This is a genomic window from Polaromonas vacuolata, assembly GCF_012584515.1.
Classification (GTDB): domain Bacteria; phylum Pseudomonadota; class Gammaproteobacteria; order Burkholderiales; family Burkholderiaceae_C; genus Polaromonas; species Polaromonas vacuolata.
Genome location: NZ_CP051461.1, coordinates 1,137,267 through 1,149,885, shown reverse-complemented (window position 1 = coordinate 1,149,885; position 12,619 = coordinate 1,137,267). Strand labels below are relative to the sequence as shown.

The 12,619-nt window shown below is 55.8% G+C and carries 5 protein-coding genes; all 5 read left to right on the top strand.

Going from position 1 to position 12,619, the window contains the following annotated elements:
• Positions 1-95: 95 nt before the first annotated feature.
• The 5 genes from HC248_RS17465 (at position 96) to HC248_RS05355 (ending at position 12,535) form a co-directional block, all read left to right on the top strand.
• Entirely contained in the window at positions 96-782 is a 687-nt protein-coding gene (locus HC248_RS17465; RefSeq protein WP_202882422.1) for an ATP-binding protein, read from the top strand.
• A gap of 408 nt (positions 783-1,190) precedes the next feature.
• Positions 1,191-1,628 carry a tripartite tricarboxylate transporter TctB family protein gene (locus tag HC248_RS05370; RefSeq protein ID WP_168923684.1) on the top strand — a complete coding sequence of 146 codons (438 nt, stop codon included), beginning with the start codon at positions 1,191-1,193 and terminating at the stop codon, positions 1,626-1,628.
• Positions 1,625-3,193, top strand: coding sequence for a tripartite tricarboxylate transporter permease (locus tag HC248_RS05365; protein WP_168921607.1), 1,569 nt, complete (start codon positions 1,625-1,627; stop codon positions 3,191-3,193). Before HC248_RS05370 ends, HC248_RS05365 begins: the two co-directional genes overlap by 4 nt.
• A 684-nt stretch (positions 3,194-3,877) precedes the next feature.
• Positions 3,878-12,004, top strand: a complete 8,127-nt coding sequence (locus tag HC248_RS05360; protein ID WP_168921606.1) for an RHS repeat-associated core domain-containing protein — start codon at positions 3,878-3,880, stop codon at positions 12,002-12,004.
• The gene (locus HC248_RS05355; protein WP_168921605.1) at positions 12,005-12,535 is read left to right on the top strand and encodes a hypothetical protein; all 531 of its coding nucleotides are present in this window, start codon (positions 12,005-12,007) and stop codon (positions 12,533-12,535) included.
• Positions 12,536-12,619: the final 84 nt, after the last annotated feature.

Below are 12,619 nucleotides of genomic sequence, written 5' to 3'. Positions count from 1 at the left end.
GTGCAAGCGTCGCTGATACAGGTCTAAATCTGGTTGAGCGCGTCTTACGCGGCGGCTATCCAGAAGCGCTTACGCGTGCCTCAGCCAAACGCCGTGTGACCTGGGCGCGGCAATATATTGATGCGATAGTTCAGCGCGACGTCAGCGAATTAGCTGAGATTGCCAACCTAGCCAAAATGCCGCGTTTTTTACGCGCACTAGCGCAGACCGCCGGCCAAATGTGCAACTACACGCAGCTAGGTGCGCAACTCGGTCTGGATGGCAAAACAGTCTCCCGCTACATCGGTATTTTTGAGCAACTCTATTTACTCAAACGGATTGATGTTTGGGCGCCGAATCGGCTCAGTCGCGTGGTAAAAACACCCAAGCTGCAATTTTTAGACTCTGGTCTGCTGGCAGCATTAGTTGACTTGAGCAGCGGCGAAATTGCTCACAACAGAACTCGCTTTGGCAATTTGCTAGAGAGTTTTGTCTACGCAGAATTACTAAAGCACAGCAGCACCGCGGATGGTGACTACCGCTTGTTGTATTACCGAGATGCAGACAAGTTTGAAGTTGATGTGGTGATAGAAAACGCCGCCGGCCATATTCTCGGCATAGATGTCAAAGCGTCTGCCAGCGTCAACGCAGCAGACCTGCGGGGTTTGCGAAAACTCGCCAGCATGGCGGGTAAGCAGTTCAAGCTGGGCGTACTGCTCTACGACGGAACTGAGACTTTACCGCTAGGCGGCGGTATTTGGGCAGCGCCTTTGGCGACTCTTTGGGGCGAGCAGCGCAAATAAAGACATGCGCTACGTCGGTTTAAAAAATACTAAAGAATAAGATTTTCCGCCTTAAATTCGGCAGCTTAACAGCCAAAAAAATTTCTTTAAATCACAGAAAAACTCCGTACAAACCCTTGAATTGCAGTGCTTTAGGGTTAGTAATTACACGTATTTTGAAGCTAAAAAACAAATAAGAAAGCGGCTTGAAAGTTTGAATTTTTAAGATCGGTTTTCGCCTTTTTCACGACCAAGAAAAGGCCAACACCAGGAGCGAATAAAAATGAAAAATTTCAAACTATGCAGCTTTAGCGGCATGCGGGGTAAAACCCAATGAACACGACCGCAACGACCACTCATCATCCAGCCGCTGCCGACGCAGCCAAAATAAACGCAAAATTCAAAAAAGACTATTACGGCGGCGCGCTAATGGTTTTTGTCGGTTGCTCGGCGGCTTATGCTGCAACCGGCTACAAGCTAGGCACTCTGGGCCGCATGGGTCCGGGATTTTTCCCCACAGCATTAGGCGTGCTTTTAGCCTTAATTGGTTTGATGATTGCAGCGTCTGCACGCACCGACGCAGGCAAACCGGCTGGCCCCGTTATTCCCGGTCACGCAGCGGGCATTCCCGATATGCGCGGCGGTATTTGCATCGTTGTTGCGATTCTGGCCTTTTTGTTTTTAGGTCACTACTGCGGCTTGGTACCAGCAGCTTTTGCCATCACCTTCATCTCTGCACTCGGCGACAGAAACAACACGCTCAAGCAATCCGCACTGATATCACTGGCCATGGTGGTTGTTGCCGCTGTCGTCTTCTCATGGGCGCTTCACATGCAAATGCCTTTATTTAGCTGGGAATTCAAATGATTTCACAATCGCTTCACGACCTCTGGTTCGGCTTTGGTGTTGCCTTTGAAGGCCACAATTTGATGTGGTCATTTTTTGGCGTGTTAATAGGAAACTTGATCGGCGTACTGCCGGGCATGGGTGCTATGTCAGCTATTTCCATGCTGCTGCCGCTGACTTATGCCATGCACCCAGTGCCAGCCATTTTGATGTTGGCGGGTATTTTTTATGGCTCGCAATACGGCGGCGCGATTGGTGCGATTTTGCTTAACTTGCCATCGCACCCACCACATGCAGTGACCTGTCTGGACGGCTATCCCATGACCCGTGCCGGCAAGGGCGGTACGGCCTTGGGCATCACCATGATCTCGTCATTTTTTGCCGCATCGTTTGGTATTTTGGTGATGGTTTTTGCCTCTCCATTACTGGTCGCCATCTCGTTTAAGTTTGGTCCGACAGAATTATTTTCCATCATGCTCTTAGGCCTGCTAGCAGGCTCGACCATGTCACGCGGCTCGCCCCTTAAAGGCATTGCCATGACACTTTTCGGTCTGCTCTGCGGCGCGGTGGGTACTGACGTTAACAGCGGCAGCTTGCGCTTTAGTTTTGGCGTGACCGAGTTAGGTGACGGTTTAGAGCTTGTCGCCATCTCAATGGGATTGTTTGGCGTAGCTGATTTTTTGATCAACATCAATCGTATGACGATTGTCACCAGCAATGCCAAGCTCAGTTTTCGCGACATGCGCCCCAGCATGGCAGAACTCAAAATCGCTTTCTGGCCAATGGTGCGCGGCACACTGGTGGGCACTTTGTTCGGCGCCATGCCGGGCACAGGCCCGACCATCACAACTTTCATTGCTTACGCATTAGAGCAAAAAATCTCTAAAACACCAGAGAAGTTTGGCACCGGCATGATTGCCGGCGTAGCCGCACCAGAAGCGTCATCGCACTCCAAAACGCAAGTTGACTTCATCCCCACCATGAGCCTGGGCATACCCGGCGACGCGGTAATGGCTTTGATTTTGGGCGCACTACTGATCCAAGGCATTCAGCCAGGACCACAACTCATCACAGAACACCCGGATCTGTTTTGGGGCTTGATTGCCAGCTTCTGGATTGGCAATGTCATTCTCATCATCTTGAACGTGCCAATGATTGGTGTCTGGGTCAAGATGCTGCAAGTGCCATACAAATACCTGTTACCGTCGGCGCTGTTTTTCATCGCCATGGGTGTCTACAGCACGCAAAACAGTTTGTTTGGTATTTGGGAAGTACTGGCTTTTGGTGTCATAGGCGCACTGCTATTGGTGCTGGAGTTTCCGGTAGCGCCGATATTGCTAGGCTTTGTACTCGGCCCCATGGTGGAAGAAAATTTCCGCCGCGCGCTGCTGCTGTCACGCGGCGATATGACGGTGTTTGTCACTCGGCCCATTAGCGCTACTTTCATAGGCTTTTGCGTGTTGTTGTTAGTCGGCGTGAGTCTGTCTGCCTTCCTAGCCAGCAGGCGCGGCCGACTAGCTAAAGCGATGGCACTGCCAGACCCTAGTCTGGGTATGCCAGCGAATATGAAGCTCAGCGAAGACTAAAAAAAGTCAACGCTAAAACTAAAAAAACCACTAAGCGCGCAAGCCCTTAGTGGTTTTTTATTGATGCATAAATAAGTGTGCAGGAATTAATCTATGAAAAATAAACACCATCAATAACAGCGTATTTCAAAGTCAGTGTCGCCCGAGGTTTAGTCGTCTAAGCAGTATTTCTAATGGTCTACACGCAATGCGTAACTTCAGTAGTAAAGCTGCTGCCAGATCTTTATTTAACTGAACAATGCCTAGTTCACTAAGTTTAATTTCGCATTCAATAATGCTAAAAATTTTCAATCAAATGTGAATGCTGTCCGTATATATACAGACGCCTAGGGACTTGGCACGTAGGCACACATCTAAAAGTAAAGAGGCTTTATTCCACCTTGTTACTTTGCTGTTTAAAAAAGTAAGTGTTCTATATTGATTCGATTTTAGAGACGAAAGAAGTTAATAATTTCCACTCGGATTTAACCGGAGTGGCTTGTGGCTTGGATATTCAACAAATCGAAGAACAGTTTTGTATCGCTGTTTCTTTTATCGCTGTTTCGTCAACTTGCATCGAATGTGCAGACGGCTGTTCAAGTTATATGGCCTAAAAAAAGACAGCAAATACTGTCACGGCTCGCCCAGTCACAAGAATTAACGCCAGCCCGCAGCCGCTTTGCGGGGCGCCATGCGCTTGGGTTTTTGCGCTTATTGACAGGTGTGACAGGTGTGACAAGCGTGCTGGGCGGCTGGGGTTTTCTTGTGGCGTTGGTGCAGGCGCTGGTATTGACACTGATGTTGACGCTGATATTTGCGCTGCTGCCGCTTCAAGCCGCACATGCCGCGCAAAGCACAGTCTTTGGCCCCAAGACGGCCAGCATCAGCCCCAACGCTAAAAGCGTGGGCTCCATGGCTTTTGCGGATATCGATGTTTACTCCCCCGGCCGCGACACCGCGGGCCCTTTTACCTTGGTTATTGAAAACTCGTCCGCCAACCTGCCCAACGGCAAGCAGGTGCGCATCGAAATTTGGCATAACTTGGTCAAAGTCGCCTCAAGCAGCGACTTTTTCTCGCCCAATGGTGTGGCGCTGGCTAGTTTTCAAAAACCGATTAATGCCCGCCCGCTGCGTAATTTGGTGATGGTCAAAGTGCTGGGCAACACGCCGGTGCGCTTTACTTACAAGATCGTGGCCGGCGCGGCGCCGCTGCCGCCTGCCAGCATTAGCCTACTTGTCCCGAATCCCTTGGCGTTGACCAATGGCAGCAGCGCGGTGTTGACTGCCACCCTTACGCCCGCGCCCAGCAGTGCTGGCAGCATTGATTTGGTCTCTAGCAATACTGCTGTGCTCACGCTGCCTAATAGCGTCGCTTTTAGCGCTGGCCAGACCAGTGTCGCTATTTCCGTGCAAGCTCAAGCGGTAGGCACAGCTAGCGTGACGGCTAGTCTTAACGGTGGCAGCGCAAGTTCCAGTACCAGTTCCAGCGCAAGTTCCAGCACCAGTTCCAACGCAATTGCCAACGTCAATGTCTCCCCCGCAGCGCCCAAGCTCATGGGCTTGCTGCCTATCCAAAGCACGCTGCAGCAGGGCGCCTCTGGCCAAATGCAACTGAGCATTGCACCGAATCAATCGCAAGACACGCGGGTAGCCTTGCTGAGTTCTGACAGCACCAAGGTCAGCGTGCAGGCGAGCGTCACCATCCCCGCGGGTCAAACCACGGCCAGCTTTGCCGCCCAAGGCTTGGCTGTGGGCAACGCCCAGATAAGCGCCAGCCTGAACAATGCTGCAGGCCTTTCCAGCGCCTCGGCTCAAGTGCAAGTGGTGCCGGTGCCGGTGCCGCCGACGGTGGTGTCGGTTTTGCCGGTCACCTTGGTTTTGCAAAAGGGCAGCACCGCGCAGTTGGTGGTCAAGCTCTCGGCGGCGCAAAGCAGCGACACCACGGTGGCTTTGCTCACGCGCACCAGCGGCATCGTCAGCCTGCCCGCCAGCGTGGTGGTGCCCGCCGGTGCCAGCCAAGTCGGCTTTAATGTCAGCGCTCTGGATGTTGGCAACAGCTTGATAGCTGCCAGGCTCAGCCTCAGCAGCAGCAGCAGCAGCGTAGAGTCCGCTGTGCAGGTCACGCCCGTGCCGGCAGCGCTAGCCGGTCTCACGCCAGCCAGCAGCAGCTTGATCGTCGGTGCCAATGGCCAGTTGCTGCTCCAGCTCAATAACGCCCAAAGCAGCGTCACCACCGTGGCCTTAGCCGCAGCGCCTTCGGGCATTGTGCAATTGCCCGCCACGGTGCTGGTGCCAGCGGGGCAAACGCAAGTCAACCTCACCGTCACCGCACTGGCCGTGGGCCGGGCGGATGTAGTGGCCACCTTGAATGGTTCGACCCAGCGCGCCGGCGTGCTGGTCTCGCCCCTGCCGGCTGCGATTGCCGAGGTGTCGCCCAGTCCCTTGGCTTTGCAAGAGGGCGCTAGCGGCAACTTCACGGTGCGGCTCAACGCGGTGCAAAGCAGTGCTGTGACTATCAATTTAGTCGCCGCCAACCCCAGCTTGCTGAGGGCGCCTGCGACATTTGTGATACCCGCTGGCGTGGTGTCGCAGGCGGTCAGCGTGCAGGCGCTGGCTGCTGGCAGCACCCAACTCACTGTCGGCCTGAATGGCGCAAGCCTTTCGGTGGCGGTCAACATCACGCTGCCGCCGCCGCGCATTGCGGCGCTAGAGCCGGCTACGCAAGACCTGCCCAAAGGCAAGCTCGGCCAACTGCGGCTCACCCTAGACCGCGCCCCCCAAGCGCCGGCCTTAGTGAGCCTGGTCAACAGCAACAGCGCCGCCTTGGGCCTACCCGCGCAGGTCACGATTCCTGCGGGCCAGCTCAGCGTAGACATTCCCATGACGGCGCTAAGCCTAGGCCAAGCCTATCTGAGCGCCGCCCTCAACGGCAGCGCTGTCAACGCAGTGGTCACCGTCGTCGCCCCTGAGATCGTGGGCATTGCGCTCACCCCGGCTGCCGTGTCGGTCTCGCCCGGCCAAAGCACGCAAGTCCAAGCCATGGGCACTTACTCGGACGGCAGCACCCAAGACATCACCGCCAGCCAAGGCACGGCTTGGACTAGCGCTGCGCCGGCCACCGCCACGGTCAGCGCAGAAGGCCGCGTGACGGGCCTGGCCACCGGCGAGACGCTGCTAAGCGCCAGCCAAACCGTGTTGCCCACCTACGGCAACCCCACGCCTAGCGCAGTGGTCGGGCAAGCTAGCATCACAGTTGGCAGTCCATTGCCTTTGGCCCTCTCGGCGATTAAAACGGCGCTGACCACGGGTGAGAGCGTCGCGGTCAGCATCAGTGCGCCGTATGCTGCTGGCGCACAAGCTTTTGTGATTATTCTCTCTAGCAACGGCACCGCCGCCCTGCAATACCCCAGCAGCGTGAGCATCAACCCCGGTCTGAGCAGCGTTAATGTCAACCTCAAAGCCACTAGCGCCGGCAGCGTAGTGCTGACTGCCAGTGCCAGCGCTAATGCCAACGCCAACGCCAACGCCAACACCAACACCACGCCATTCGCGTCTGGGCAGCTCAGCTTTAGCGTGACCGACCCCGCCCCCACCAGCATCACTATCACCGCCGTCTCACCCAACGCTGGCGCAGTCGGCTCTCTGGTCACGCTCAGCGGCATTGGCTTTACCGCACCAGTCAATGGCAACAATAGCAACAGTAATAACAGCAACACCGTCACCTTTGCCGGCAACGTGCCAGCTGTGGTGCAGTCAGCCAGCACGGCAGAGTTGGTGGTTAAAGTGCCTGACGCGGCGCAGTCCGGCCCCATCACCGTTAGCAACAGCTTGGGCTCAGCCCAAAGCGCGCCGTTCACTGTGCTGCGCGAGCAAGACTTCAGCTTCCAAGCCAGCCCGTCTATGCTGGATGTGATTCAAGGCACCAGCGCCAGCGTGGTGCTCAACTTGGCCAGCGTGGGCACGAATAATTTTCAAGGTTTGGCCAAACTCACCGCCACTGGCCTGCCAGCCGGCGTGACCGCGCAGTTCGATCCCCCATCGCTAAGCGCCTACCAAACCGGCCGCCTGACTTTGCTAGCCGATAGCCGCGCGGCATTAACTAGTCCCAACGCCAATGCCAATGCCAGTGCCAACGTCACCCTCACAGCCCAAGCCACTTTAAACGGCCTGCCGTGGGTACGCCAAAGCAGCATCAGCGTGCGCGTGGTCAGCAAAGAGGGGCTCACCGGTGTCAAAGGCCGCTTTGTCACACCTGCTGGCGCAGGCATTGCCGGCATCATCGCCCGCCAAGACATCACAACCAACCAAGTCGTCACCGATGCGGCCGGTAACTTCACCCTCACTGGCCTGGCCCCCGGTGTCACCACGCTGCGCTTTGATGCCACGCCCGCTAATCCGCTCTACCCGATCTGGCCGTTTAATGTGACGTTAGCCGCCAATCAAGTCTTAACCCTCACCGATTGGGTCATCAACGCACCGCCCACCGACGAGCAATTCAAACAAATTGATAACGCCGTCCAAGACCAGCAAATCACCGACGATCGCTACCCCGGCTTTGCCGTGACCATGCCCGCTGGCGTGAGCATTGTCGGCTGGGATGGCGTCAAAAAACCCCGCATCGCGGTGCAAAGAATCGACCCCGACAAGCTCCCCGTGGGCGCACCGCCATTCCCCATGAAAGAGGCTTATCAGCTCTACTTTGGCACACCCATGGGCGGCATCCCCAGCGCGCCGATTCCTGTCACACTGCCCAACGTCGCCGAGAAAGAGCCCGGCGAGAAGGTCGACATCTGGTGGTTTGATGGCAGCCCCATGGGCGGCACCGGCGAGTGGAAAATGGCCGGCCTAGGCACTGTCAGCGCGGACGGTAAAACCGTCTCCAGCGACCCCGGCGTAGGCATTACCCGCTTTTGCGGTGTCTGCGGCTTGTTCAGCCTGAGTTGTCCGCCCAACCCAACGCCGCCCCAGCCTTGCCCCACCTGCGGTGGCCAAGACGGCACGCCGGCCAACGACGCCGGCAACCCGGTGAGCTTGTTCACCGGCCAAGCGCTGGCGCGCAGCAGCGGCTTATCGATTGGCGGTCTGGCGCCGGTACAAACTACTCTGCACTACAACCCAGTCGACGCCTTTAACAACCGCGCCGGTACGGTGACCAGCTTTGGCTATGGCTGGACGTTTGGCTACGACATTAGCTTTTGGCCCATGAGCGGCGAGCAAAAACGCTTGGTGATGCCGGGTGGTCAGTTCGTCAACATGGTGGCCGATAACACAGGCACAGGCACCGGTAACAACACCAAATACCGCCCAGTAAACGACCCACGCTACAGCGGCGCCTACGCCCAGATGCTCAGCGCCGAGCGCTGGGAAGTGGTGCTCAAAGACGGCACGCGCTGGCAGTTCGAACCCTTTCCCGGCATCCCCGGCCTAATTCGCGGCGGCCCACCGCTGTTCGTCACCAAAATCATCGACAGCAACGGTGTTGCCACCAGCATCAGCCGCCAAAGCAATGGCCGCATTCAAAGCATTAGCGGGCTGGACGGGCGCGGCATCAGCGCCAGCTATGGCAGCAACGGTTTTGTCTCGCGCCTAGCCGACCACACCGGCCGCCACCAAGACTACGGCTACACCGCCGATGGCCGGGTAAACCAGATCACCGACCCCCAAGGCCGGGTGACCCAGTACAGCTACCAAAGCCTGCCCACATTCACCAACCCTGACGGCGCAACCGCCTGTAGCGCCGAGATCATCGACAACAATCACCAAGGCATCACCTCCGTCCTCTACCCCAGCTCGACTACGCCCACACGCAACAGCTACGGCACCGACCGCATCCTCAAACAAACCACCGCCACCGGCGAGACCTGGCAGTTTGCTTACCGCCGCACCGGCGCCTGCGTAGTCAAGCTAAGCGGCCAAAGCCTGCCCGCCAAAGTCTGGGATTACAGCTGCCGCGCCGGCCAGTCATTGGCCAGCCGAACCTGCAGTGGCGGCACCTGCACAGCGCCAGAAGTCGGCACCTGCCCCGACACCGACTCTGAAGACAACCGCGCCGCAGGCTGGCGTTTCTACGGCGGCACGGTGCAAGAAGCCGTCGTGACCCAGCCCGACGCCACCACCACCCGCTCCACCTTCAACGCCCGCGGCGTGATCACCGCGTTTGCTGACGAGTTGGGTCAGCGCAGCCAGTTCATCTATGACCCGAAACAGCAACTCACCAAAAGCATAGACCCCTTGGGCCGCGAGACGAAGTTTGAATACGACGCCCTCGGCAACCGCACCGCCACGATTGACCCCCTAGGCCACCGCACCGAAACCCTGTTTACGGCCAGCAACAAACCCAGCCAAACCACCCGTTTCTGGCTAGAAAAGCCCAGCACCCAAGGCGGCGTAGCGCTGAGCTACACACCGATTTTTTCTAGCGCTAGCTACGACAGCAAAGGCAATCTGACGCAAACCATTAACGAAGTCGGCCTGCAAACCCGCCTTAGCTACAGCGCCCAAGGCCTGCTCAGCAGCGCAACACTGGCCGCACAAATTAACAGCCCCAGCGTGCCCGTCGTCAGCGCAGGCGTTGCCAGCAGCATCGCCCCAGCAGCCCGCCAGATCAGCTTGAGCTACAGCAACGCAGGCGACTTAAGCCTCATCACCGACCGAGAAGGCAACGACACGCGCCTCGGCACCGACGCCCTAGGCCGTCCCAGCAGCAGCACCAACCCGCTCGGCTACACCAGCCAGACGGAGTACAACGTAATCGACCAGTTAACGACCAGCACCAACCCACTAGGTCAAACCAGCCAGCTGAGCTACGACCCCGCAGGGCGAATCACAGCCGTCACCAACACCGCCGGCGTGCAAATTGAGCGCTACAGCTACGACAGCCAAGGCCGCGTAATCAGCAAAACCGACGCCCTAAACCAGAGCGACACGTTTGAGTGGGGCAGTTTCAGTCGCCCAATCAAAACCACAGACCGCAAAGGCCAAGTCACAACCCGCAGCTATAACGAGCGCGGTCAAGTTGCCAGCATCACCACGCCCGACAAAACCATCAGCTTTGAGTACGACACAGTCGGGCGCTTGAGTGAAGTGAGAGACCCCAGCAGCGTCAACACCACCAAATACGACGCCGCCAACCGCATCACCCAAACCGACAGCACCACAGCCGCCGGCAGCCACCGCCTGCAATACCAGTACGACAGCTTAGGCAGAGTCAGCACCCGAACGCTCAGCGGCAGCGGCATCATCAAGCCAGAAGTCACCACCTACAGCTGGGACGCAGCAGACCGACTGCTGGGCCACAGCAGCAGCTTTGGCGTAGGCACGGGAACGGGCACGGGAGCAGGAGCAGGCACAGGCACAGGCACCCAAGTCCACAGCACCAGCTACACCTACGACAGCGCCGGCCGCCTAGCCACCAGAAAAGTCCAAGCCGGCAACCAGCAAGACCTCATCACCCAAGCCTACGGCTACGACGGTTTAGAGCGCTTAAGTCAAATCAAATACCTCAAAGCCCAAGGCACAGCCAGCGAGCAATTGATAGAACAAATCGACTACCAGTACGACGCCGCAGGCCAGCGCATCGCCAAAACCACCTTGAACGGCAACGGCACAGGCAGCCAAGACACCCCAATGCGCGCCAGCTTCGACGCCGCCAATCGCATGCGCAGCATTACTTTCACCGGTACTGGTACTGGTACAAGCACAGGCAGCAGCGACACAAGCTACAGCCTAAGCTACGATCAAAACGGCAACCTAACGCAAAAGCAAAACCAGCTTGAACCCAACGACAAAACCACCTACGCTTGGGACGCAAACAACCGCCTGATCCAGATGAATCAAAGCAAGACCATCAGCAGCAATATCGGCACCGCTGGAACCACTGGAACTACTGGCAATACCAGTTCCAGCACCAGCACCACAGTACTAAGCGCCAGCTTCAGCTACGACGCCTTCGGCCGAAGAATCCAAAGCACCATCACGCAAGGCACCCAAGCCCCCACCACAGTCCAATACCTGTACGAAGGCGCGCAAGCCTTGGGTGAAATCAGAGATGGCAAGCTAAGCCATAGGTTGCTGACAGGTTTGAGTTTGGACGAAACAATAGCCAGAATCGCCGTCAATGGAGACGGCAACAAAGACGCAGCGAATAGCCGCCTTTACTTAACCGACGCCCTCAATAGCGTGATCGCGCAATTGGCTGATGATGACAACGCGAATATTCAAAACAGCTACGCCTACAGCCCTTACGGCCAAAGCCAGACGGTTGGCCCAGACAGCGCCAATAATCCGAACCAATACACCAGCAGAGAAAACGACAACACGGGGCTTTATTACTATCGGGCGCGGTACTACGACCCGGTGATGAAGCGGTTTGTGTCTAGTGATCCGATTGGGTTGGCTGGGGGGATGAATAGCTACAGCTATGTGGAGGGGGATCCTGTGAATTATTTGGATCCATTGGGGTTTGACAGATGGGGTGATACATCGGCTAATTATCGATACACACAAAAAGCAGGAAAACCGGTAGACGACACAACAGGTACTGCGCTGACATGTTTTTCGATATGCGTTGGAGGAGCAAATCCTGGGCCTGGTGTAACCGTTACTGCTGGTCAAGAAGGCGGTCATAGCCGAGGAAGTGCGCATGAAACAGGCCAAGCATGCGATGTGGGCAAAAACTCTAATCCTAATTTAACGCGTTCAAAAACTGAACAATGCTTTAAACAATGTTTTCCAGCATCTAGCAGTTGGGGGCAAGAAGAACGTAACCATTACCACATGCAGACACGTCCCTCAGCCAGCGGTAGCACTGGATTTATACCGGGGGTGCATTGAATGGTTTCGATCGAAGTCAATATTAAACTCATACTAATTGGTGTTGTACTTTTGTTTGGTGTGCAATCTGGATTCGCTGAAAGTGCAGATTTGCCGACTGGCTGGCGTCTACCTACCAATTTAGAGCTGAGTGACGCTTGGCGTAACGATGACCTACAAAGATTCGCAGCAGTAAAAGGCGATTTCAATGGGGATGGGTTCCTTGATCAAGCGATGATACTTGTATCGGATCGAGGCAATCGCTTAGGTCTTTTTGTTTTTTTGTCTCAAATAAAAAAAACTGAGAAGGTTTATAAACTGGATGAAATAAAAGACAAGTCATTTTTACAGGTCACGGGGCTAAATAAAGTTTCCGCGGGTAAGTATAAAACTGCATGTGGGAAAGGTTATTGGAATTGCAAAGATGGAGAGTTATCTGAAATTAAAATTTCGAATGATGCAGTAAGTTATTTCAAGAAAGAAAGCGCAAGTTCTTATTTTTGGTGGAACAAGCGCTCTAACTCTTTTGTAAGGACTTGGATGAGCGATTAGTTGTTGATGCGAATAAAAGGGAATAAAAGGGACATCCACATTAGCGAATTCACGTTGCAAGTCACGCAGTTGATGCCGCGCACT